Origin of the sequence: Clostridium saccharoperbutylacetonicum N1-4(HMT) (assembly GCF_000340885.1) — a bacterium.
Lineage (GTDB): Bacteria > Bacillota > Clostridia > Clostridiales > Clostridiaceae > Clostridium > Clostridium saccharoperbutylacetonicum.
The window spans coordinates 5,097,698-5,123,804 of sequence record NC_020291.1; the positions used below are offsets into that span (position 1 = coordinate 5,097,698).

Consider the following 26,107-nt stretch of genomic DNA (forward strand, 5'->3'; position numbering starts at 1 on the left):
ATCCTTCAAGAAAAAGTGATGCTATAAATCTTGTGTTTTACTAGCAGAACTTTATAAATAACTGTAAACTGTTCATTGTAAATTGTAAATTGAAACATATATATTAAAAGATTAATTTATTTTTAATTAATTAAGTTTGTCCACTAAATTATATATTAAATTCCTTTTTATTAACAGTTATTTTTTATCTTTTATACTTAAGGTACTATGAAATGAATCATTTTAATTTTTATATTAATTTAATATTATTTATCTTCATTATAATTAATTATACATAAAATGCAAATTCTTAAAAATTAATATATTTTATACAAAAAACAGCTGCTACAAACTAATTATAATAGTTCAATAACAGCTGTTTAAAATTATCTTATATTAAAAGTCTATTTAAGTTTAACTGCTCTTTCTACTACATTTTCTACAGTGAACCCAAATTGCTCAAATAAAACTTCTGCTTTACCTGACGCACCAAAGGTATCTAAGGAAATAACATCTCCATCAAGACCTACATATTTATGCCATCCAAAGGATGTTAAAGCTTCAACAGCTAGTCTTGCACGTACTGCTTTTGGCATTACTGATTCTTTATAAGCTTCATCTTGAGCATCGAATAATTCAAAACTTGGCATACTTATTACTCTTGCATCAATTCCTTTTGTTGCTAATTCGTCTGCTGCTTTAAAGATTAATTCTACTTCTGAACCTGATGCCATTAATAGTACATCTGGAGTTTCTTTCTTAGAATCTTTAAGTATATATCCACCCTTTAATGCTCTCTTAGGGCATCCCTCATATAGTGGTAACTTTTGTCTTGTTAATACTAATGAAGTTGGTGTAGTTCCATTTGTTACAGCATAATACCAAGCTGCTGCTGTTTCTTTAGAATCAGCTGGTCTAAACACTGTCATATTTGGCATACTTCTAAGTGCTGCTAAATGTTCTATTGGTTCATGAGTTGGACCATCTTCCCCTACTCCAATACTATCATGAGTTAATACATAAGTTACTGGAAGCTTCATAAGTGATGATAATCTCATGGCACCCTTCATATAATCACTGAATACAAAGAAGGTTGCGCAGAATACCTTAAGACCACCATGAGCATACATACCGTTAGCTATAGCTGCCATAGCATGTTCTCTAACTCCAAAGTGAAGGTTAGAGCCACTTCTATCTTCTGCTGAGAAATCTCCTCTATCATTCATATGAGTCTTGTTAGATGGTGCTAAATCTGCTGATCCTCCAATAAAGTTTGGAATAAGCTTAGCCAGTCTGTTTATCATTATTCCTGAAGATTCTCTTGTAGCCATTTCTTTATCAAAGTTCCAAAGTTCTTCATTGTTTAATAATGCATCTTTATCAATTTCTCCACTCATCCACTTAGTATATTCTACTGCAAGCTCTGGATAAGCCTCTGAATATTTATTAAATAATTCTATCCATGCATTTTCTTTAGAAACACCACTTTCTATATATTCATTCATGTTTAAATATACTTCGTCTGGAACATAAAATGCAGGTTCAGCTTTCCAGCCTAAGTTTTCTTTCATAGCCTTTACGTTGTCTGCCCCTAAAGGTTCTCCATGAGCTGAAGCTTTTCCTTGTTTTGCTGGACAACCAAATCCAATTTGATTTTTAACTATTATCATTGATGGCTTTTTAGTTTCTGCTTTAGCTTCTGCTATTACTTTTTCGATTGCATCTATATCATTTCCATCTGCAACCTTTAATACTTGCCAGCCATAAGCTTCATATCTCTTTGCTACATCTTCTCTAAATGCTATATCTGTATTTCCTTCTATTGAAATGTTATTTGAATCATATAGTACTATTAGCTTTCCAAGTTCTAAAGTTCCTGCAAGAGATGATGCTTCTCCTGAAATTCCTTCCATAAGACATCCGTCACCAACTATAGCATATGTATGGTGATCAACTATGCTATACTCTGGCTTATTAAACTTTTCTGCTAAATGCGCTTCTGCTATTGCCATACCTACTGCATTACAAATACCTTGTCCAAGTGGTCCAGTTGTTATTTCAACACCTTTAGTATGACCATATTCAGGATGTCCTGGTGTTAAACTTCCTACTTGTCTAAAGTTCTTTAAATCTTCAACGGTTAATCCATATCCGAATAAATGTAATAATGAATATTCAAGCATTGACCCATGTCCTGCTGATAATACAAACCTATCTCTATTATCCCATTCAGGATTTTTTCCATTATGATTCATTTTTGTCCATAATGTAAATGCCATTGTTGCTGAGCCAAGTGGTAACCCTGGATGTCCAGACTTTGATTTTTCTATAGCATCTGCTGATAGCACTCTTATTGCATTAATTGATAACTTATCTAATTCTCTACTCATTTCTTACCTCACTTCATAAACATAAATTTTATATAGATATCCAAATGAAGAATCAAACTTATAAATGGAATATACATGCACCATTGAGAAATTATAATCGTAACACTACACTAGAAATTTGATACATTTTTCTGGAAGCAGGCATGTGAAATTTAGCTGATGATGGTTCTTAATGGGGGCTTGTTTCATTTTTAGCTTGTCCAAAAGTGAATGTCCAAATTTTATATTTGGAAACATGAACTTTCTCCTTGGGGATTTTACATCTGGAACACGCTGAAATGACGATAAGCCACCATTTAGAACCTTCCAGCGAAAATTTCACTAGTCCTGTGGAAGATAAATGTATCTGATTTCGGTAATTGTTGCATAAGTCTAATTCTCGCTTTGGATATCTTTATTGCTACCTAAATTGAATCTTTACTTTACTCTACTATATTTTAGAATAAAATTTAGAAAAAGGGAATATATTCTTATATAGATATTTCATTAATAATATTTTTGTAATATCTATATAAAAAATATTTCCCCAGTTTATTTAGCAAAAGCTACATTACTTACTCTCATTGACAATAGCAATACTAGCACTTGCACCAATTCTGCTTGCACCTGCATTTATCATATCCATAGCTGTCTTAAAGTCTCTAATTCCACCTGATGCTTTTACTCCTAATTCTGGTCCTACAGTTTTTCTCATAAGAGCAATATCCTCTTTTGTAGCTCCACCAGTTGAAAATCCTGTTGATGTTTTAACAAAATCTGCCTTAGCTTCCTTAGAAATTTCGCAAGCCTTAATTTTCTCTTCATCAGTTAATAAGCATGTTTCAATAATAACTTTAACGATTGCCTTTCCTTTTGCTGCATTTACTACTGCTTCTATATCTTCTTTAAGAAGTTCATAATTTTTAGCTTTTAATGCACCAACATTAATAACCATATCTATTTCGTTAGCACCATTTTCAATTGCTTGAGCAGTTTCAAAAGCCTTAGCTTCCTTAGTCATAGCTCCTAATGGAAATCCAACTACTACACAAGTTTTAACATCACTTCCTTTAAGTTCAGTGCTTACTAATTTGGCATAACATGCGTTCACGCAAACAGACGTAAATCCATATTCCTTTGCTTCTACACAAAGTTTCTTTACATCTTCTACTGTTGCCTCTGCCTTTAAAATTGTATGGTCAATATATTTTGCTATCTCCATATGCTACCTCTCCTTAATATTATTTTTATTCAGTTTACAATTTACAGTTAACAGTTGTGGTTGAAATCCCTTACGGGATTTCTTTAATTTTTATTATACCTCACAGAAAAAGCCAAAAGCTTTTTCCTCCTTCAACTGTGCACTGCACCTTGTAAACTGCAAACTATCCCAAACTGCCAAGTTTTGCTCTCAAACTCTAAACTGTGCATTGTAAATTATAAACTGTCAAACTATTCCCTCAACTGTAAACTGTGCCTTGTTAACTGTGAACTGGAAACGCTGCTGCCCAATCCGCCTTAAACTTTTCAATCCCTTGGTCTGTTAAAGGATGCTTTAGCATTTGCATTACTAAGTCAAATGGTATTGTTGCTATATCTGCTCCTGCCTTGGCTGCTTCAATTACGTGAATTGGATTTCTTACACTTGCTGCTATTATTTCTGTTTCTATTCCATGTACTGCAAATATTTCTGCTATATCTCTTACTAAATCCATTCCTATCATTGATATATCATCTACTCTTCCTAAAAATGGACTTACATAGGTTGCTCCTGCATTTGCTGCTAGTAATGCTTGAGTTGCTGAGAATATTAAGGTTACATTTGTCTTTATTCCTTCACTAGATAATACCTTTGTTGCTTTTAAACCTTCTGCTGTCATTGGAATTTTTACTATCATATTTTTATGAATTTCTGCAATTTCTCTTCCTTCTTTTATCATTCCTGCTGCATCTTCACTTATTACTTCTCCACTTATTGGTCCATCAACTATTTCTGTTATTTCTTTTATTACTTCGTTAAAGTCTCTGCCTTCTTTTGCTACTAGTGACGGGTTTGTTGTCACTCCACAGATTACTCCCATTTCATTTGCTTCTTTAATGTGTTCTACATTTGCTGTATCTAAAAAAAATCTCATTTTAATACCCCTCCCTCTTAATTCAGATTACAATTTACAGTTGTGGTTGAAATCCCTTACAGGATTTCTTTAATTTATATTCATAAGAAAAGCTATAAGCTTTTCTTCCTTCAACTGTAAACTGTGCACTGTACCTTGTAAACTAAAACTTATCCTAAACTGCACCTTTTAAATTGTAAACTGCCTACCTTTTTCCTTTATCAAATGGTTCTCCTTCAGCTTTTGGTGCTCTAGATGATTTAGAAAATACTACAAGAGCAAGTAAAGTAGCTGCATAAGGGAATACCTTTAATATAACTAATGGAATTGATCCAAGTGCTGGAATAACTTGAGATACATTTGCAATTGTTGTTGCAAATCCGAAGAAAGCTGTAGCTGCAAGAATTCCAAGTGGTTTCCATTGTCCAAATATCAATGCTGCCAATGCTAGGAATCCTAAGCCTGAAACACTTCCATTAAATTCTCCTGAGAAGGTTACAAGCATTACTGCACCAGCAAAAGATGATAAGCCTCCTGAAAGTAAAACACCTATATAACGCATTTTATAAACATTGATACCTGCTGCATCAGAGGCTTGTGGATGCTCACCACATGATCTTAATCTTAAACCAAATCTTGTTTTATATATTAAGAAGGCACTTAAGAATAATATTCCTAAAGAAACCCATGTTGTTATATATGTCTTTTTAAATAATAGGTCTCCTATTATAGGAATTTGCGATAAACCCGGTATATCCATTGGATAAAATCCATTTGTTATTCTAATACGTCCGCTTCCTGTAATAGTTCTTGCTAAAAAGATTGTTACAGCTCCTGCCATCATATTAATAGCCGTACCACTTATTGTTTGGTCTGCATTTAAATTAATACTTGCAAAGGCATGTAAAAGTGAAAATAACATACCAACTATTATAGAAACTACTAAACCTATCCAAATAGCAGTAGTACTACCTGCGCCCATAGATTCTTGTAATTTAGATATTGTTAAAGCCCCTGCAAAGGATCCAACAATCATAAAACCATCAAGTCCTATATTAATTACACCACTACGTTCACAATATAGTGCTCCTAGGGCAGTCATAAGTAGAGGAATTGTATATGCAACAGCATATGGAAAAATTTGTTGTAGTATTGCCCACATATTATTTCTCCTCCTTGTTATCTATATCTTCAGTTTCCTTTGGTTCTTCTATATTGTTTTGTCCTGATTCTATATTGTCTTTCTCTAATTCTTTATTCTCTTCTTTATTTTCGTCATGATTTTCTTCTGGCTTCGTATTACTGCTAACAGCATTATTTTCAGCCACTTTTGCTTGTGCCATAGCTTTTCTATGTTTAATTGCATTTACTATCATTGGTACTGCTGCACTTATAGCTGCAAAGTATATTATAGTTGCAATTATTGTGTCTGCTATTTCTGGTGGAATATTTGTATTTGCATTCATAAATCCTTTTCCAGAGTATAATACCCCAAAGAATAAAGCTGATATTAATATTCCAACTGGATTGTTTGCACCTAATAAAGATACTGCTATTCCATCAAAACCTTGAGATGGCATTACACCAATTTGCATATTTGATGCATTTCCTACATATTGAGCTACACCTGCAAGCCCTGAAAGAGCTCCAGCTATCATCATAGACACAACTATATTTCTATTTACTGACATACCTGCATATTCTGCTGCACTCTTATTAAAACCAACAGCTTTTAATTCATAACCTAAAACTGTTTTATTTAATATGAAAGCTATAACTATAACAGCTATTACAGCTATAAATATTCCTAAATTAATATAAGAACCTGAAAATAAGTCTGTAAGCCATTTTGTCTTTAAGGAAGCTGCTTCCACAATACTCTTAGATTCTGTTTCAGTTGAACCTTTAAAGTAAGCTGGTATAGCATAATAAACTATCCAATAACAAATCCAGTTCATCATAATTGCTGATACTACTTCATTAACATTAAATTTAGCTTTTAATACTCCTGGTACAAAAGCCCATAAAGCTCCTGCTATAGCTCCTGCTACTATCATAACAAGTAATAATATAACTCTTGGAAGCACTGCTCCATAAGTTAATCCAATTACAGTTGCACAAAATCCACCAAAAAGCATTTGTCCTGGTGTACCAATATTGAAAAGACCAGTCTTAAAGGCAAATCCAACAGAAAGTCCTGTAAGTATTAATGGTGTTGCTGTAGCTAAGGTATCACCAAATCTTTTAAAATTTATAAGTGCGCCTTTATAAAGATAAGCATAGCCTTCTGCTGGGTTATCTCCAATAATAAACATTAAGATTGCACCTGCTATTAATCCTAATACAACTGCAAGTATAGAATTCAACGCTTCTTTCTTACTCATCTGACTTTCCTCCTTTTTGAATTCCAGCCATCATCAGACCGATTTCATTTTCATTTGTTTCTGAAGCATTAACTATTCCTATTAATTCTCCACTATTAATTATTGCAATTCTATCTGATAAATTCATAATTTCGCTAAGTTCTAAAGATACAAGCAGTACTGCTTTTCCTTGATCTCTTTGTTCTACAAGTCTTTTGTGGATATATTCTATAGATCCTACATCAAGACCTCTTGTTGGTTGAACAGCTATTAATAAATCTGGATTTAATTCTACTTCACGCCCAATTATAGCCTTTTGCTGATTACCACCTGACATTGTTCTAGCAAAAGATTTTCCACCTTCTCCTGATCTAACATCAAATTCCTTTATGATTTTTTCAGCATAATCGTGTATAGCACCCTTATTTAATAAGCCATGCTTTGAAAATGGTTCTTTATTGTAAATTTCTAAAACCATATTATTTTCAATTGTATAGTCTAATACTAAGCCTCTTTTTTGACGATCTTCTGGTATATGAGCAATTCCGCTTCTTATACGCTTACGTATTGACATATTTGTTATATCTTCATTTTTAAAATAAACTTTTCCTGATTTTACTGTTCTCATTCCTGTTATTGCTTCAACTAATTCGGACTGTCCATTTCCTTCTACTCCTGCAATTCCAAGGATTTCTCCAGCTTTAACTTCTACGGAAAAATTATTAACTCCTAGAACCTTCTTATTATTTAAAACAGAAAGATTCTCAACCTTTAAAACTACTTCACCTGGTTCCTTCGGTTTTTTATCAACTTTAAAGCTAACAGGTCTACCAACCATCATTTCAGCCATTTTTTCTTGTGAAGTTCCCTTAACATCTACACTTCCTATATATTTTCCACGTCTAATTACTGTACAAGTATCTGCAACAGCTTTAATTTCTTTAAGCTTATGAGTAATTAAGATAATTGATTTACCTTCTCTAATAAGATTCTTCATTATTTTCATTAGTTCTTCAATTTCTTGTGGTGTAAGTACTGCTGTAGGTTCGTCAAAAATTAACACCTCAGCATCTCTGTAAAGCATCTTTAAAATTTCAACTCTTTGCTGCATTCCAACTGATATATCTTCTATTTTTTCATATGGATCAACTTTTAATTCGTATTTCTTAGATAACTCTTCTATCTTTTTAGCTGCACTTTTAATGTCTACTACTAAGCCTTTTTTAGGTTCGCAGCCTAAAATTATATTCTCAGTAACAGTAAAATTTTCAACTAGTTTAAAATGTTGGTGAACCATTCCTATTCCTAAATCATTTGCTACATTAGGATTTGATATTTTTACTTCTTTTCCTCTTACTTTTATACTTCCCACTTCAGGCTGATACATTCCAAAAAGCACTGACATTAATGTCGACTTACCAGCTCCATTTTCACCAAGTAACGCGTGAATCTCACCCTTTTTCAATCTAAGAGTAATATTATCATTAGCTACTATTCCTGGGAATTCTTTTCGAATATTTAGCATTTCAACTACATATTCCATTAATTACTCCTCCTTATTTAACTCCTAATTGTTATAACTATAATTGATCTTTGCAAAAAATAAAGGATGAAATTTCTTTCAGATCTAAATCTATAAGATTAACAAACCTGTAGAAATTCATCCTTTTGTTTTACTATTAGTAGAATCCTAACTACATTGTCTTAGGAATTATTATTTTATTAATGATCCATCATTTTTGTCATTCACTTTAACTGATCCATCTTTAAGTTTTCCAACCACATCATTAACTGTTTTCATTGTATCGTCAGTTAAATTTGGATTCTTTTCTGGAATACCAACTGCGTCCTTTGTAATATCAAATATTAATGTTTGACCACCTGGGAATTTACCATCTTTTAATTGCTTAACCATTTCATAACTTGCTGTTTCAACTTTCTTTACAGCAGAAGTAAGAACTACTGATTTATTATCTGCACCAACACCATCTTGATATTGATCTCTGTCAACACCAATAACCCAAACTGGCTTACCAGCTGCTGCTCTTGCTTTAGCTTCTGTTATAACACCATTTCCAACTCCACCAGCTGCACAGAATACTGCTTTTACGCCTCTGTCATACATTTGAGCTGCAAGTTGTTGTCCTGCTGCTGAATCGTTGAATGTACCTTGATATACTACATTTTCTGCTTTTAATGTCATTTTAGTTCCTAAATTCTTGTTTGCATAAGCAACACCTTGTTGGAATCCCCAGTTGAACTTTTGAACAGCAGGAATTTCCATACCACCAATAAATCCTAGGTCTCCTTCTTTAAGTTGAACTGATGCTGCAACACCTGCAATAAATCCTGCTTGATGTTCTGCAAATAATATAGATACTGCATTGTCTCCTACTTTGTAGTTTGCTTTTGGAGTAGCTCCATCATTTGGAGTACCATCAATTAATACAAAGTGTGCATCCTTATATTGATCTTGAGCTTTGAAAATAGCTGTTTCAAATTTAAATCCTGGAGTAGCTATAAACTTGAATCCAGAGTCATAAAGATCCCCAATGTTCTTTAAGTAGTCTGCTTCAGTTTCTCCACTTGGTTTAACATATTTTGTTTCAGTTCCAAAATCTTTTTCAGTCTTCTTTAATCCTTCCCAAGTACCTTGGTTGAATGACTTATCGTCGATTGTTCCTGAGTCAGTTACCATACCTACTTTTAATTTTTCTTCAGTCTTACCAGCTTTGTCACCAGCACCTGATGAACTTCCACATCCAGCTAATAAAGTAACTGTAATTGCTGAAATTGCTAATAATGATAATAATCTTTTTTTCATAAAATTTTCCTCCTAAAATTTATTATTTTGCTATTTCAAGGGCTATTTTCATCATTTCTGTAAAACTCAATTGTCTATCTTCTGCTGAAAGTGATTCTCCAGTTAACACACTATCTGAAATTGTAAGTAAACATAATGCATTTTTTCCAGCCTCTGCAGCGTTCATATAAAGTGCAGCTGCCTCCATCTCTACAGCAAGAATACCCATGCTTCTCCACTTATCAGTTGCTGTTTTATCTGCGCAATAAAATGTATCAGATGATAATATATTTCCTACAACAACATTAATATTATTTTCTTTTGCTGCTTCAACTGCATTACTAACTAAATCAAAGCTTGCTATAGGAGCGAAAGTTCCTGGTAAATTATATTGAGACGCATAATTAGAATTAGTAGATGCACCTAAACCGATTACAACATCGCGTAAATTTAACTTCTCAGATAAACTGCCTGCTGTTCCAATTCTGATAATGTTGTCTACACCATAAAAATTAAACAATTCATAGGAATATATTCCAATAGATGGCATTCCCATTCCGCCTCCCATAACAGAAACGCGTTTTCCTTTATAGTTACCTGTGTATCCAAACATATTTCTAATTGTATTAAATTGAACAACATCCTCTAGGAAATTTTCTGCAATAAATTTAGCTCTCAGTGGATCACCTGGCATTAACACTGTTTTGGCTATTTCTCCTAATTGTGCCCCAATATGGGGAGTTGGTGTATTTGTCATAATTCTCTCCTCCAAAAATCACATTTTAAATCTTATCTTTATTTATTTTTAAATGTACCAGAACTACTTTTTTAAATAGTTCTGATACAAATTGTATACTTGGGCCTCCTGCAAAGGCAGCAATTGCTGTTACCAAGCCAGCTTTCCCACCTAGGGTAAATCCAATAGTAACTGAAGTAATATCACATATTATCTTTGCTGTTCGAAATTGAGACTTTATTTTATCTCTCAATATCATTGCTATACATGTAAACGGATCTAATCCAATGTCTATAGCTATGAAAATTCCTAGACCTATAAATATCATTGAACACCCACAAATTGCACTTAATATTCTCCATTCTAAAATAAAAGGGAAATTGATATAATCATAAATTTTGGCACCTATTCCTACAAAAGTTCCCATAGGAATCGTATATATAAATGTACCTATATTAATATATCTTCTATTTAGTATTACTACTATTATTATCAACGAATAATTTACTACATTTGTTATTATTCCAAGTCCACTTTGTGGAAGTCTACATGCATTACGAACTCCATCATATAAAATTGCTACTGCATCATTTCCAAGCATTGCAGCTGAGTTAAATGCAATTCCAAAGCCTATAAATGCTACACCAATTAATGCTATTGCAATTTTTACAAGAAATATTTTATTGTATTCCTTCTTAATTTTATTAATGAAACTATCCATTAACCACTACCCTTCCTTGGCTGTACATATTAAATAAGCTTACTTAATACTGATTCACCGATTGTATTTTTGGGCATTTCTATTTGAAAATTATCTGCTATTGTAGCACCAATTGCAGCAAAACTATTACTTGTTTCCATCAAACCACTTTGTGTCATTGATGGTGAATATGCTAAGAAAGGAACAAATTCACGTGTATGATCAGTACCTTTATAAGTAGGATCATTACCATGATCAGCAGTGATTATTAATAAATCATCCGCTCTTAATTTGTCTAGTAATTTGCCTAAATTAATATCAAACTTTTCTAATTCTTCTGCATAGCCAACTGGATTTCTTCTATGTCCCCACAATGCATCAAAATCAACTAAATTGATAAAGCATAATCCTTTAAATTCTTTATCTGCAAGCTCTAAAGTTTGTTCCATACCATGAACAGAGCTTTTTGATTTATTAGATTCTGTAATTCCTTCTCCGTCAAAAATATCATTAATTTTTCCTACAGAGATAACGTCTAGTCCACTATTTTTTAATACATTAAGAGCAGTTTCTCCATATGGTTTTAAAGCATAATCATGTCTATTGCTTGTTCTTTTAAATTCACCTTTTTTTGCTCCTAAATATGGTCTTGCTATAACTCTTCCAACTTTCCATTCATCTTTAAGAGTTATTTCTCTAGCTATTTCACAGCAACGGTAAAGCTCATCTAATCCAAAGGTTTCTTCATGACCACAAATTTGTAAAACAGAATCTGCTGAAGTATATACAATCATATCCCCTGTTTTCATTTGATGTTCACCAAGTTCATCTAAAATTTCTGTACCGCTGGCACTCTTATTCCCTACAATATTATGTCCTGTTCTTTTTGTTAACTCATCTAGCAATTCCTTTGGGAAACCTGTATCTGTAAATGTTTGAAATGGAGTTTCTATTTTTAGTCCCATCATTTCCCAATGGCCAGTCATTGTATCTTTACCTACACTTGCTTCTTTCATTTTCATAAAATGAGCTAATGGCCTTTCAACTGCTGCTACATGCTTTATTGGATGTAAATTTGCTAACCCAAGCTTTTGCAAATTAGGTATTTTAAAGCTTTCAACACTTTCTGCTATATGCCCAAGCGTATCTACTCCAGTATCTCCATATTCTCTTGAATCGTTCATTTCTCCAACTCCAAGAGAATCTATTACAATTGTAAAAATTCTATTATATTTTTTCATATTTCATCCTTTCTAAGTTAATAATGCTTTAATTATCTTATGCATTATAAACAATTGATTTTATTTTTTTACCTCAAATCTTCTTCGCCAAAAGACATTGGTAATAATTCTTCTATATCAGTAAGTTTTTCTATCTTTTTATTAGATAATACTATTGGTGTATTTTTTTCTAATAACTCTGCTAATACCTGTCTGCATGCTCCACATGGAGTTGCTAATGTTTTTCCATCACTTACAATAGCTATTGCTTCTATATCACTTTTACGATATCCATTGGAATAAGCTTGAAAAATTGCATTTCTTTCAGCACAATTTGTTAATCCATAAGATGCATTTTCTATATTAGCTCCTATAAAGTATTTCTTATCTTTAGTTAAAACACAAGAACCAACATGATACTTTGAATAAGGTGCATATGCATTTTCCATAGCCTCAAAGGCTTTATCTAAAATATCTTGATATTTATCCATATTTCCCATCTCCCATAATTAAATAATTTATTATTAAATTATTTATTCATATCAGCTTTTATTAGATTTCTAATTCCTTCAATAGCAACTTCTATTGCAGCTTCCGTATCATGCACTTGTGCATTTTCTAAGCCTGCCTTTTCACGTTCTTGGTTTGCTACTACTAAGAAAACTGATCCAACTCTGACTTTTAAATAACTTCCAACTACAAATAATGCAGCTGACTCCATTTCAGAAGCAAGACATCCACATCTTAACCATGCATCCCATTTATTTAATAAGTCATAACTTACTGGTTTTGTTTCTGGTGAATGTTGTCCATAAAATGAATCTTTACATTGAACAACTCCTGCGTGGTAAACTTTATTTAATTTCTTAGACGCATCTACTAAAGAATTTATAACCTCTAAATTTGCTACAGCAGGGAATTCAATTGGCGCATATTCTTTACTAGTACCTTCTGCTCTAATTGCTCCAGTGGCTACAACTACATCTCCACCTTTAACATTTATATCCATTCCGCCACATGTACCTATTCTTACAAAGGTATCAGCTCCACAGTTTACTAATTCTTCTAGGGCTATTGCAGCTGATGGTCCACCTATTCCAGTTGATGTAACACTAACTTTAACCCCATCTAAATATCCAGTATAAGTTACATATTCTCTGCTATCAGCAATTAACTTTGGATTCTCGAAGTGGGCTGCTATCTTTTCACATCTTTTTGGATCTCCTGGCATGATAACATATTTCCCAACTTCTCCTTCCCCAACATTTATATGATATTGTTTCCCTGAACCTTGCGAATAATTCATATTTATCCCTCCATTTATTTCATAAAAATCATTTTTAGAATACGATTACAAGAGTCTTTTAAAAAAATGTCGGACACATTATTAACTTGTCTATTAACTTGTATCTTTGTCTGTACACTGAGAATATCATGCCTAATTATTTCTGTCAAGTTCTTTTTATTTATTTTATATTTTAGGGTTATACCTAACTTCAAATCTATGTTAAAATATATTGTGTTAATAACGATAATTGAGTATTATAAAAATATTATTGTCATTAATATAAAATCGAAATTATATTTATTATTATATACTTATAATAATATTATGTATATGTCTACTTGTCTAAACAACCTTATGTCTGTAGAAAGGTGATATTTTTATGAATGAGTTTAATATAACTGTAAATGAAAAAGAATTGAGATATGTGAGTGTTTATAATCAACTTTTTAAAATGATAAATGAAGGAACTTTTCCTGAAGGCAGTAGATTGCCATCAGAACCCGAACTTTCAAAATTAATTGGGGTTAGCCGAACAACCTTAAGACAGGCACTTGCATTATTGCAAGATGATGGATTAGTAAATAATATTCGAGGCAAAGGAAATTTTATAGTGAAGGCTAAACCCAAAAAAGATATTGGTTTAGAAACAATGGGGCACCCTATATACAAATGTATAAACGATACCATTGATGAAGTTAAAATCCAATTGCGTATAGAACCGTCTACAGATTATTTTAATCAAATTTTAATAAAAAAGACTGCTGCTGTTGTATTAATAGATCGGTGGTATAAGGCTCAAGGTAAGTCTATAGCATACACTTTTACTTTACTACCAATTGAAACCATTTCCAAATTTAATTTGGATTTAAACAACCAAGATCAAATTTTAGAATTTATAGAGACAGAGCTTTATGAAATATCTAGTGATATTTTGGTTGAAATTAAGTATTCAACTTCTGGAAATTTTGCTGCCAAAGCTTACCCCATTTCACCAGAAAATCAATTTCATCTAATACAAGAAACTATCCATAAAGACTCAGAATTTCCAATAGCCTCTAACAAGCACTATTTACCTATAAAAACTAGCTCTATTAAATTTCATCCAAAAAAATAATCATACAAATGGAGCAGTCACACTAAAAAATTAGTGTGGCTCTTTTTTACAAAAAAAATAAATCCCAAACTAAATAAGTTTGAGATTTATTGTAAAACATCATTATGTTACTTATTTTTCAACTACTTTGATTGCTTTTCCAACAACATTTTCTACAGTAAATCCAAATTGCTCAAATAAAACTTCTGCTTTACCTGATGCACCAAAGGTATCTAAGGAAATAACATCTCCGTCTAAACCTACATATTTATGCCATCCAAAGGATGTTAAAGCTTCAACAGCTAGTCTAGCTCGTACTGCTTTTGGCATTACTGATTCTTTATAAGCTTCATCTTGCGCATCGAATAGTTCAAAACTTGGCATACTTATTACTCTTGCATCAATTCCTTTTGCTGATAACTCATCTGCTGCTTTAAAGATTAATTCTACTTCTGAACCTGATGCCATTAGTAGTAAATCTGGAGTTTCTTTCTTTGAATCTTTAAGGATATATCCACCCTTTAATGCTCTCTTAGGACATCCATCATATAGTGGTAACTTTTGTCTTGTTAATACTAATGAAGTTGGTGTAGTTCCATTTGTTACAGCATAATACCAAGCTGCTGCTGTTTCTTTTGAGTCTGCTGGTCTAAACACTGTCATATTTGGCATGCTTCTAAGTGCTGCTAAATGTTCTATTGGTTCATGAGTTGGACCATCTTCCCCTACTCCAATACTATCATGAGTTAATACATAAGTTACTGGAAGCTTCATAAGAGCTGATAATCTCATTGCTCCCTTCATGTAATCACTGAATACAAAGAAGGTTGCACAGAATACCTTAAGTCCTCCATGAGCATACATACCGTTAGCTATAGCTGCCATAGCATGTTCTCTAACTCCAAAGTGAAGGTTAGATCCACTTCTATCTTCTGCTGAGAAATCTCCTCTATCATTCATATGAGTCTTGTTAGATGGTGCTAAATCTGCTGATCCTCCAATAAAGTTTGGAATAAGCTTAGCTAGTCTGTTTATCATTATTCCTGAAGATTCTCTTGTAGCCATTTCTTTATCAAAGCTCCAAAGTTCTTCATTGTTTAATAATGCATCTTTATCAATTTCTCCACTCATCCACTTAGTATATTCTGATGCTAATTCTGGATAAGCTGCTGAATAAGCTTTAAATAATTCATTCCAAGCTGTCTCAGTCTTTTCACCTTTTGCTATATGTTCGTTCATATTTGTGTAAACTTCGTCTGGAACATAGAAAGCAGGTTCAGCTTTCCAGCCTAAGTTTTCCTTCATAGCTTTTACATTGTCTGCCCCTAAAGGTTCTCCATGAGCTGATGCTTTTCCTTGTTTTGCTGGACAACCAAAACCTATTTGATTTTTAACTATTATCATTGATGGCTTTTTAGTTTCTGCTTTAGCTTCTGCTATTGCTTTTTCTATTGCATCTATATCATTTCCATCTGCAACCTTTAATACTTGCCAGCCATAAGCTTCATATCTCTTTGCTACATCTTCTCTAAATGCTATATCCGTATTTCCTTCTATTGAAATATTGTTTGAATCATATAATACGATTAATTTTCCAAGCTCTAAAGTTCCTGCTAGCGATGATGCTTCTCCTGAAATTCCTTCCATAAGACATCCATCACCAACTATAGCATATGTATGATGATCAACTATGCTATACTCTGGCTTATTAAACTTTTCTGCTAAATGTGCTTCTGCTATAGCCATACCTACTGCATTACAAATACCTTGTCCAAGTGGTCCAGTTGTTATTTCAACACCTTTAGTATGACCATATTCAGGATGTCCTGGTGTTAAACTTCCTACTTGTCTAAAGTTCTTTAAATCTTCAACAGTTAATCCATATCCAAATAAATGTAATAATGAATATTCAAGCATTGAACCATGTCCTGCTGATAATACAAATCTATCTCTATTATCCCATTCAGGATTTTTTCCATTATGATTCATTTTTGTCCATAATGTAAATGCCATTGTTGCTGAACCAAGTGGCAACCCTGGATGCCCAGACTTTGATTTTTCTATAGCATCTGCTGATAGCACTCTTATTGCATTAATTGATAACTTATCTAATTCTCTACTCATTTCTTACCTCACTTTAACTTATTTTACTATTTTTTCTAAATTAACAATATAGAATTTAATTGACAATTTACAATACAACATTGTCAAACTATAATTTAATACTCATTATTTCTTCTTCTTTGAGTATAAATCAAATACTACTGCAAATAGTAAAACAAAACCTTTAATAGCCATTTGCCAGTTATTATCTACTCCTAGTAAAGACATACCATTGTTAAGAACACCTAATACTAATCCACCGACAACTGCTCCCATGATTCTTCCTGTACCACCACTTGTTGATGCACCACCAATATAACAAGCTGCCATTGCATCAAATTCAAAGTTAACCCCTGCTTTTGGTTGTGCTGAGTTAACACGCGCTGCATAAACTAATCCTGCTAATGCTGCCATAACTCCCATATTAATAAATACTAAAAATTGAGTTCTAGCAACCTTTACACCAGATAATGCTGCTGCTTTTCTATTACCACCAACTGCATAGACTTGTCTACCAAATACTGTCTTTGTAGTAATAAATGAGTAAATTCCTATTATTACTCCAACAAGTATCAATACGTTAGGTATTCCTTTGTAACTTCCTAACATAAAAGCTCCAATTAGAATTACTGCAACTATCACAGCATTTTTAGCCAAAAATACATTCTTACTTTCAACAGTAAAATTATATTTCTTTAGTTTCTTCCTATTTTTCATATTTATTAATACTACTGCTAATGAGAATATAATTCCTATAATTACTGTTGATCCAACTAAATAACCTGCACCCATTTTGAAGTAAAATAGTGGTGGTAAGAAACCAGATCCTATATTTGCAAATGATGTTGGAAATGGTGCTATTGTTTTACCATTTAATATTATCATCGCAAATCCTCTAAATGCTAACTGACCAGCTAAAGTTACTACAAATCCTGGAATTTCTTTGTAAGCTATCCAATATCCTTGAGCTGCTCCAACAATTCCGCCTAATACAAGTGATATAATAATAGATAATCCTGGATTAAGGCCTTTACTAACCATACACACACCAGCTATGGCTCCAATAAATGCGCAGACTGAACCTGCTGAAAGATCAACTGTACCTATTATTACTACCAATAACATACCTATTGCAACAATCAATACATATCCATTTTGTTGAATTAAATTAGTTATATTAAGAGAGTTTAACATAATTCCTTTAGTTAGAATTTCAAATATAGTTATTACCGCTATTAATACAGCAAACATTCCGTTTTTTCCCATAAAACTCTTAAATGAACTACCTTTTTTAACTTCGTCTTTTACACTATTATTTGTTTCAACTTTTACTTCACTCATCTTACTCTGCCTCCTTGTTTTTTGCCGTAACTATTTTACTCATAATAACTTCTTGAGTTGCATCCTTAATATCTAGTTCCCCTATCATTTTCCCTTCATTCATGATGTAAATTCTATCGCTTATACCAAGAACTTCTGGTAATTCAGAAGAAATTACAATAACAGCTTTTCCTTGTGCTACTAAGTCATTTATAATTGTATAAATTTCATATTTTGCTCCAACGTCAATTCCTCTAGTAGGTTCATCAAGAATTAATAAGTCTGGTTCTGCATAAATCCATCTTGAAAGGATTACTTTTTGTTGATTACCACCACTTAAATTTCCTGTAAGCTGCAATATACTTGGACTTTTTATATTCATTGATTTTCTAAATTCTTCTGCAGCTAAAATTTCAACTTGTTCATTTATAACACCCTTATTAGAAATTTTATTTAAAGAAGCAATTGTAATATTATGACGTATATCATCAATTAAATTTAAACCTGCATCTTTTCTATCTTCAGTTACGTAAGCAATACCTGCATCAATTGCATCTTTAACTGTTTTTATATTGATTTCTTTTCCTTCTTTTATAAGAGTTCCAGAAATATTTGCACCATATGTTTTTCCAAAAATACTCATTGCAAGTTCAGTTCTTCCTGCACCCATAAGCCCTGCAATTCCAACCACTTCACCTTTTCTCACATTTATATTGACATTATCAACTTTTTTTCTATCTGGATATTCCGGATTATATACATTCCAATCCTTTACTTCAAATAACACATCTCCTATTTTAGGAGTTCTCTTAGGATAACGATCTGAAAGTTCACGTCCTACCATACCTTTTACAATTCTATCTTCAGGAATTCTTCCGCCAGATGCATCTAAAGTTTCAATAGATGCTCCATCACGCAATATAGTTATAGAATCACAAACTTTAGAAACTTCATTTAATTTATGTGAAATCAAAATACATGTTATTCCTTGTTTTTTTAACTCCAACATTAGATCTAATAGATGTTCACTATCATCTTCATTTAATGATGCTGTTGGCTCATCTAATATTAATAATTTAACATTTTTTGATAGGGCTTTAGCAATTTCAATTAGCTGTTGCTTACCAACACTTAATGTATTTACTATGGTATCTGGGTCTTCATTCAAGCCAACTTTCTTAAGTAATTCTTGAGTTCTTGTTCTTACCTCATGCCAATCTATAACTCCATGACTCGCAATTTCATTTCCTATAAAAATATTTTCACCTATACTAAGGTAAGGACTTAACGCTAATTCTTGGTGTATAATAACAATTCCATCTGCTTCGCTATCTTTAACAGTTTTATATTTACATTCTTTTCTGTTGTACAAAATAGCACCTTCATATGATCCATAAGGATATATTCCACTTAAAACTTTCATTAAAGTAGATTTACCTGCTCCATTTTCTCCACAAAGTGAGTGAATTTCTCCTTGTTGTACTTGTAAATTAACATTATTTAATGCTTTTACACCTGGAAATGTCTTAGTTATATTTATCATTTCAAGAATAATATCATTATTCCCTAACATATATTATGTCCCTCCTTGTTTAAATAATAGTAGCAATTTATTGCTACTATTATTTTTATAATTTGATTACTATTTGTTAAGGTCTGCTTCTTTTATATATCCTGAGTCAATTAATTCTTTTTTATAATTATCCTTATCTACAGAAACTGGAGTACATAAATAAGATGGTACAACCTTTACTCCATTGTTATAAGTTTTTTCATCATTAACTTCTGCTTTTTGTCCTTTTAAAACTGCATCAACTGTTTTAACTGCTTGAGCTGATAATTTTCTTGTATCTTTAAATATTGTTTGTGTTTGTTCACCTTTAACTATTGACTTAACTGTAGCTGTTTCTGCATCTTGACCTGTTATTACTGGCCATGGAAGATCAGCACTACCGTAACCAACACTTCTTAAAGCTTCTACAATACCACGACTTAAACCATCATAAGAAGAGAATACAGCATCAACTTTTTTACCTTTTGAGTAATTAGCAGTTAATATGTTTTCCATTCTATTTTGTGCTAAAGCTCCATCCCATCTTAATGTACAAACTTCATCAAATTTAGTTTGACCTGAAGCTACAACTAATTTTTTAGAATCTATATAAGGTTTAAGAACTTCCATTGCACCATCGTATAACATATGTGCATTATTATCATCTGGAGAACCTGCAAATAATTCTATATTAAATGACTTAGTTGCATTTTTTAAATCTAATTTCTTTTCAATATATTGTCCTATTTGAGTCCCTACAAGCTTATTATCAAAAGAAATATAGTAATCTACATCTGCAGTATTTTTAATTAAACGGTCATAAGCTATGACAGGAATATTAGCTGCTTTAGCTTTTGCACAAACGTCTGTTAATGATTCACCATCAATATTTGCAATTACTAAAGCACTTACGCCCTTTGTAATTAAGTTTTCAGCTTGTGATACTTGTGTTTCAACAACATCTTCTGCATATTGAAGATCTGTTTTATAGCCAAGATCTTTTAAACCTTTTACCATATCGTCTCCATCTTTTATCCAACGTTCAGAAGACTTTGTTGGCATTAAAATACCAATTGTTTTTCCACTAGTATTTGAATCACTTGTTGCACTACTAGAATTTTTGTCATCTGCACCTCCTGGAGCAGTAGTTGTAACACCACATCCTCCTAATGATCCTAAAAGTGTCATAGATAGTAACATTGCCATTAATTTCTTTTTCATAATTGTTTCCCCTTCCATCTACACATATTTAATTTAATTTTATATTTTCTTTTGTTCCATCTAATCGTTATCATATGTGATAAATTCAAACAGATCAAAAGGTAATATCTTTACATTTACTTGTAAAAGTTGTAGGACAATTCCCAAATAACTAACAATGCCATAGCATTAGCATATAACTTATTTACATCAAACTTATACTCTACATTCTTTTTTTTGTATAACAGATGAATAGCCACACACAAAATAATAATCGCTCCAAACATCGTCAATGGTAAAAAGGATGGTGTTAGAAATCCAGCATCGATCATAACAAAATATAGTAATAATCCTGGTGCTATTAGATAGTATAATAACCTATTGCTTAATGTTACATTCTTTTCATTCATTGAATTCTCTCCAATCTAATAAAAATTATGGTTTAATATTCAATAATAAAGTATTTTAATATTTATTTAAGTTTATCTACTGCTGCCCTTTCAATTGTAAGTCCATTTATATAACGATTTATAAATTGGTTAAAACCTTCAACGTCATTTTTATCAGGACTAACCTTAGTACCAATCTTTCCTGCAAATACTTTCTCTACTAGATAATTTTCTAATGTCTCATTTTCAGCTTTATTAAGCATATATGATGCAAGCAATGCAATTCCCCATGCGCCACCTTCTCCAGCAGTTTCCATAACAGAAACTGGAGCATCTATAGCGGCAGCCATAATCTTCTGTCCAACCTCTTTAGTTTTAAATAAACCTCCATGACCTAAAATTTCATCTAATTTAACACCTTCTTGTTTAAGGAGAATATCTAATCCAATTTTTAATGCACCTAGTGCTGTGAATAAGTTAACACGCATAAAATTAGCTAAGCTAAATTTACTTTCTGGTGACCTTACAAACAAAGGACGTCCTTCTTCAAAATTAGTTATATGTTCACCTGAGAAATAGTTATATGCTAATAATCCACCACAATCTGAATCTCCTTCAAGAGCCTTATTATATAATGTTGCAAAAAGTTTTGTCATATCAACATCTACACCCATTGCTTCTGCAAATTCTTTAAACAAACCAACCCAAGCATTAAGATCTGATGTACAGTTGTTGCAGTGAACCATAGCTACTAGATTACCAGTAGGTGTTGTAACTAGATCAATTTCTTCATACACTTTTGATAGTTCTTTTTCAAGTACAATCATTGCAAACACAGATGTTCCTGCTGAAACATTACCTGTACGCTTTGCGATGCTATTAGTAGCAGCCATTCCTGTTCCCGCATCACCTTCGGGAGGACAAAGTGGAATACCAGCCTTTAATTGTCCTGTAACATCTAAGAGCTTTGCCCCTTCTTCAGTAAGTGTACCTGCATCTTCACCAGCCAATGAAACTTTAGGTAATATTTCTTCAAGTTTCCATGAGAAATTCTTTGAAGTTATCAATTCATCAAACTGTTTAATCATATTTTTATTAAAGCTTTTACTATCAATATCTATAGGAAACATTCCTGATGCTTCACCTACCCCTAAAACTTTTTGTCCTGTAAGTTTCCAATGAATATACCCTGCTAAAGTTGTTTGGAAACTTATATCAGTTACATGTTCTTCATTATTTAAAATAGCTTGATAAAGGTGAGCAATGCTCCATCTTTGTGGAATATGATAATTAAACACCTTTGTCAATTCTTCAGATGCTTTTTGTGTAATTGTATTCCTCCATGTACGGAAAGGCACCAAAAGTTTACCTTCTTTATCGAAAGCCATATACCCATGCATCATTCCACTAAATCCAATTGCTCCTATAGTTTGAAGAGTGACACCATATTGCTTCTTAACATCTTCAACCATATTCTTGTAACTATCCTGAACACCAGTCCATATATCTTCTAAACTGTAAGTCCATATGTTATTAATATATCTATTTTCCCAATCATGACTACCTGAAGCTATGGGTGTATTATCTTCATCAATTAGAACAGCTTTAATTCTAGTTGAACCAAGTTCTATGCCAAGTACTGTTTTTCCATTAATAATAGCATTCTTTAATTTGCTCATATCGTGACTCATAAAACCCTCCAATTTATTCAGTTATTAGTTAAGAGTTAACAGTTATGAGTTAACAGTTAGTTCTTAACTTATTAGCTGAATTTTTTAATTTATTATAAGATGCATATCTTTTTTACTATACATTAATTATTTTCTTAGTATCCTCTAAACAATTTAGACTTAAATATCAATCCACAAAACTACTCAGTAATTTCATTCTTAACTGTAATCTGTGAACTTAGTTTGTTAACTGTTAGCTGGAAAAGCTGCTGCCCAGTCTGCTTTAAATTTTTCTAATCCTTGATCTGTTAATGGATGCTTTAGCATTTGCATTACTAAATTAAATGGTATTGTTGCTATATCTGCTCCTGCTTTGGCTGCTTCAATTACGTGAATTGGATTTCTTACACTTGCTGCTATTATTTCTGTTTCTATTCCATGTACTGCAAATATTTCTGCTATATCTCTTACTAAATCCATTCCTATCATTGATATATCATCTACTCTTCCTAAAAATGGACTTACATAAGTTGCTCCTGCATTTGCTGCTAATAATGCTTGAGTCGCTGAGAATATTAAAGTTACATTTGTCTTTATTCCTTCACTAGATAATACCTTTGTTGCCTTTAAGCCTTCAGCTGTCATTGGAATTTTTACTATCATATTTTTATGAATTGCTGCAATTTCTCTTCCTTCTTTTATCATTCCTGCTGCATCTTCACTTATTACTTCTCCGCTTATTGGTCCATCAACTATTCCTGTTATTTCCTTAATTACTTCGTTAAAATCTCTGCCTTCTTTTGCTACTAGTGATGGATTTGTTGTTACTCCACAGATTACTCCCATTTCATTTGCTTCTTTAATGTGTTCTACATTTGCTGTGTCTAAAAAAAATCTCATAATATTACATCTCCCATTTATTAATTTAAAATTTTTGCTTATTTAATATCTTACATATTTATTTAACTTAATTTCATTATTGTCCATAATAAGCATTTGCACCATGTTTTCTCAAGTAATGCTTATCTAAAAGATGCTGCTTAACTCTTTCAACCTTACTATTTAATGTCATTGTCTTATAAGCCATTTCAGCAACTTTATCCAATACAACTGCATTATATACAGCTGAATCTGCATCTTTTCCCCATGCAAATGGTCCATGATTTTTTACTACAATAGCTGGAACTTCTAATGGATTTTTATCACCTATTGTTTCAACTATCACATTTCCTGTTTCTTTCTCATATTCGTTGCTGATTTCTTCATCAGTTAAGTCCCTAGTGCATGGAACATCTCCGTAAAAATAATCTGCATGAGTTGTACCAAAAGCTGGTATATCCATTCCAGCTTGAGCAAAAGTTGTTGCCCATTCTGAATGAGTATGAACCACGCCTCCGATATTGGAATATTTTTTATATAAAACTAGGTGAGTCGGGGTATCTGTTGATGGTTTATATTTTCCTTCAACAACATTCCCTTCTAAATCTACAACCACCATATCTTCAGCTTTCATTGTTGCATAATCAACACCACTTGGCTTAATAACTACCAAGCCTGTTTCTCTATCAATTTCACTTACATTTCCCCATGTATAAATAACAAGGCCTTTTCTTTGAAGTTCCATATTTGCTTCATAAACTTTTTCTTTTAATTTTTCTAACAATTTTAACACCCCATTTTGTCAGTTTACAGTTTACAATTTACAGTTCACAGTTATGGTGTAAATCACTACATATTTGTTAATATTTTTTAGTGTTACAGAACTTTTTTCACTGTTTACTATTAAATTAAAACTATTAGCTGATTTTTTAAACTATTATTTTGGCTTGATAAATGATATACTTACGGTTAATCGTAAGTATTTCTTATACTCTCTAGAGTATACGGTTACACGCTTTGCAAGGTTTTACACTGTCTTTTTTCAAAAACTTCTGTTTCCCTTACTGAATAAACTTTCATAATACACTTTAATTTTAATACCTTTCCTACCTCCTTGTTGCATATATGTACGTACAAGAATACGTAAAAAGAATAAAAATTTATATATATTATTTAAATTTATCTTTGCTTTAGTACAAAGCAAAGATAAAAATTTTAACCATTCTAACTTGTCCATATATTTATTGTAACTCTACTCTTGAACAAGATTCTCTAACAATAAGTTCAGCACTGTAAGTATACTGAGGTTTATCTATTCTGCCCTCTATCATATCTATAACACATTTTGCTGCTCTTACTCCCATATCCTCTTTAGGATGTTTTATTGTTGTAAGTTTAATGTCGGATGAAACTGCAAGACTTGAATCATCAAAACTCACAATTGACAGATCTTTAGGTATTTTTATGTTTTCTTTTCTACACTCATCTATTACCCTTAAAGCAACCTTATCATTATAACAAACAATTGCAGTAGGCCTGTTTTCAGAACTAAGAATTCTTTTAATAAACTGGTCTATGTACATTTCTTGATTATCTGTTATATATTCTCCAACTATTTTTTTATTAAAGCTCAAGTTATATTCAGTAAGTGCCTTAATATATCCTCTTCTTCTCTTTTCACCCTGTAAGTCATCGGCCTTGAATAAGGCTGCTATATTTCTATGCCCAAGTTCCAATAAATAATTTGTTAATTTGTATCCACCCTGTTCATCATCTACTAGAATATAAGCAGAATTTTCCTCATCACAATTTGCATTGATCGCAATATATTTAATATTATTTTTTTCTAACTTTTTAATGCTCTCATGGTGTAAATTGTTTATTGTACTTTGAGCTGGTTCTACTATTAATCCTGCTATATCTTGGTTAATAATGTTTTCAAAACAAATTCTTTCATTGTTTATATCATTGTTACTATTAAATAGCAGTAAGTTATATCCTTTTCTTCTCAGTTCTTCTTCTATACCTGATATTATCTTTGGAAAAATATAATCTGATATATATGTTGTAAGAACCGCAACGTTTTTCTTTATTTCATTTTGCTTTTTATTTGAGTAAAAGCTTCCTTTTCCTCTTTCCTTATATATCCAGCCTTCTTGAACTAAATAATTAAGAGCTTGTCTTACAGTGTGCCTACTAACATTAAATTGCTTGGCTATATCATTTTCAGAAGGTAATTGTTCCCCTGCTGAAACCTTATTGTTTTCCAGAAGGTCGATATAATATTTTTCAATAAGCTCATGTTTTGTTTCAGCTTCTTTCATTTTCC

At 32.1% G+C, this 26,107-nt stretch carries 22 protein-coding genes; 1 reads left to right on the forward strand and 21 read right to left on the reverse strand.

Going from position 1 to position 26,107, the window contains the following annotated elements; genetic code table 11:
* Positions 1-383 precede the first annotated feature (383 nt).
* From tkt (CSPA_RS22685) to udp, 12 genes are all read right to left on the reverse strand, one after another.
* Positions 384-2,369: a transketolase gene (gene tkt / locus CSPA_RS22685; RefSeq protein ID WP_015394736.1), complete on the reverse strand. Its 1,986-nt coding sequence runs from the start codon at positions 2,367-2,369 to the stop codon at positions 384-386.
* 550 nt (positions 2,370-2,919) lie between these two features.
* Positions 2,920-3,570, reverse strand: a complete 651-nt coding sequence (gene deoC / locus CSPA_RS22690; RefSeq protein WP_015394737.1) for a deoxyribose-phosphate aldolase — start codon at positions 3,568-3,570, stop codon at positions 2,920-2,922.
* A gap of 259 nt (positions 3,571-3,829) precedes the next feature.
* The gene (gene fsa, locus CSPA_RS22695) at positions 3,830-4,483 is read right to left on the reverse strand and encodes a fructose-6-phosphate aldolase (protein ID WP_015394738.1); all 654 of its coding nucleotides are present in this window, start codon (positions 4,481-4,483) and stop codon (positions 3,830-3,832) included.
* Between the two features lie 184 nt (positions 4,484-4,667).
* Positions 4,668-5,624, reverse strand: a complete 957-nt coding sequence (locus CSPA_RS22700; protein ID WP_015391739.1) for an ABC transporter permease — start codon at positions 5,622-5,624, stop codon at positions 4,668-4,670.
* Between the two features lies 1 nt (position 5,625).
* On the reverse strand, positions 5,626-6,846 hold the full coding sequence (locus CSPA_RS22705) for an ABC transporter permease (protein WP_015394739.1): 1,221 nt from the start codon (positions 6,844-6,846) through the stop codon (positions 5,626-5,628).
* On the reverse strand, positions 6,839-8,368 hold the full coding sequence (locus CSPA_RS22710; protein WP_015391737.1) for an ABC transporter ATP-binding protein: 1,530 nt from the start codon (positions 8,366-8,368) through the stop codon (positions 6,839-6,841). Before CSPA_RS22710 ends, CSPA_RS22705 begins: the two co-directional genes overlap by 8 nt.
* Before the next feature lie 171 nt (positions 8,369-8,539).
* Entirely contained in the window at positions 8,540-9,649 is a 1,110-nt protein-coding gene (locus CSPA_RS22715) for a BMP family lipoprotein (protein ID WP_015394740.1), read from the reverse strand.
* A gap of 22 nt (positions 9,650-9,671) precedes the next feature.
* Complete coding sequence (deoD, locus tag CSPA_RS22720; RefSeq protein ID WP_015394741.1) at positions 9,672-10,385, reverse strand: purine-nucleoside phosphorylase; 714 nt, start codon at positions 10,383-10,385, stop codon at positions 9,672-9,674.
* A gap of 25 nt (positions 10,386-10,410) precedes the next feature.
* Positions 10,411-11,085, reverse strand: a complete 675-nt coding sequence (locus tag CSPA_RS22725; protein WP_015394742.1) for a YczE/YyaS/YitT family protein — start codon at positions 11,083-11,085, stop codon at positions 10,411-10,413.
* A 29-nt stretch (positions 11,086-11,114) separates the two neighbouring features.
* Entirely contained in the window at positions 11,115-12,305 is a 1,191-nt protein-coding gene (locus tag CSPA_RS22730) for a phosphopentomutase (RefSeq protein ID WP_015394743.1), read from the reverse strand.
* A 68-nt stretch (positions 12,306-12,373) separates the two neighbouring features.
* Positions 12,374-12,775: a cytidine deaminase gene (cdd, locus tag CSPA_RS22735; protein ID WP_015394744.1), complete on the reverse strand. Its 402-nt coding sequence runs from the start codon at positions 12,773-12,775 to the stop codon at positions 12,374-12,376.
* Positions 12,776-12,813: 38 nt separating this feature from the next.
* Positions 12,814-13,590 (reverse strand): uridine phosphorylase, encoded by a 777-nt coding sequence (udp, locus tag CSPA_RS22740; protein ID WP_015394745.1) that lies wholly within the window; start codon positions 13,588-13,590, stop codon positions 12,814-12,816.
* A 361-nt stretch (positions 13,591-13,951) separates the two neighbouring features.
* Here udp and CSPA_RS22745 point away from each other — a divergent pair, with 361 nt between their 5' ends.
* Complete coding sequence (locus CSPA_RS22745; RefSeq protein ID WP_015394746.1) at positions 13,952-14,686, forward strand: GntR family transcriptional regulator; 735 nt, start codon at positions 13,952-13,954, stop codon at positions 14,684-14,686.
* Between the two features lie 111 nt (positions 14,687-14,797).
* On the opposite strand, the gene tkt (CSPA_RS22750) is transcribed toward CSPA_RS22745, so the two are convergent.
* The 9 genes from tkt (CSPA_RS22750) to CSPA_RS22795 all read right to left on the reverse strand — a co-directional run bounded on the left by tkt (CSPA_RS22750) (position 14,798) and on the right by CSPA_RS22795 (position 26,102).
* Complete coding sequence (gene tkt / locus CSPA_RS22750; RefSeq protein WP_015394747.1) at positions 14,798-16,789, reverse strand: transketolase; 1,992 nt, start codon at positions 16,787-16,789, stop codon at positions 14,798-14,800.
* A 105-nt stretch (positions 16,790-16,894) separates the two neighbouring features.
* Positions 16,895-18,109: a multiple monosaccharide ABC transporter permease gene (mmsB, locus tag CSPA_RS22755; protein ID WP_015394748.1), complete on the reverse strand. Its 1,215-nt coding sequence runs from the start codon at positions 18,107-18,109 to the stop codon at positions 16,895-16,897.
* A 1-nt stretch (position 18,110) separates the two neighbouring features.
* A complete protein-coding gene (gene mmsA, locus CSPA_RS22760; protein ID WP_015394749.1) occupies positions 18,111-19,661 on the reverse strand; it encodes a multiple monosaccharide ABC transporter ATP-binding protein in 1,551 nt (516 codons plus the stop codon).
* Positions 19,662-19,730: 69 nt separating this feature from the next.
* Positions 19,731-20,861, reverse strand: a complete 1,131-nt coding sequence (gene chvE, locus CSPA_RS22765; protein ID WP_015394750.1) for a multiple monosaccharide ABC transporter substrate-binding protein — start codon at positions 20,859-20,861, stop codon at positions 19,731-19,733.
* Positions 20,862-20,977: 116 nt separating this feature from the next.
* On the reverse strand, positions 20,978-21,250 hold the full coding sequence (locus CSPA_RS22770) for a hypothetical protein (RefSeq protein WP_015394751.1): 273 nt from the start codon (positions 21,248-21,250) through the stop codon (positions 20,978-20,980).
* A 62-nt stretch (positions 21,251-21,312) separates the two neighbouring features.
* On the reverse strand, positions 21,313-22,920 hold the full coding sequence (locus CSPA_RS22775; protein ID WP_015394752.1) for a xylulokinase: 1,608 nt from the start codon (positions 22,918-22,920) through the stop codon (positions 21,313-21,315).
* 225 nt (positions 22,921-23,145) lie between these two features.
* A complete protein-coding gene (gene fsa / locus CSPA_RS22780; protein WP_015394753.1) occupies positions 23,146-23,799 on the reverse strand; it encodes a fructose-6-phosphate aldolase in 654 nt (217 codons plus the stop codon).
* Positions 23,800-23,875: 76 nt separating this feature from the next.
* Positions 23,876-24,562, reverse strand: coding sequence for an L-ribulose-5-phosphate 4-epimerase (locus CSPA_RS22785; protein ID WP_017810390.1), 687 nt, complete (start codon positions 24,560-24,562; stop codon positions 23,876-23,878).
* 457 nt (positions 24,563-25,019) lie between these two features.
* On the reverse strand, positions 25,020-26,102 hold the full coding sequence (locus CSPA_RS22795; protein ID WP_015394755.1) for a GntR family transcriptional regulator: 1,083 nt from the start codon (positions 26,100-26,102) through the stop codon (positions 25,020-25,022).
* Positions 26,103-26,107 lie beyond the last annotated feature (5 nt).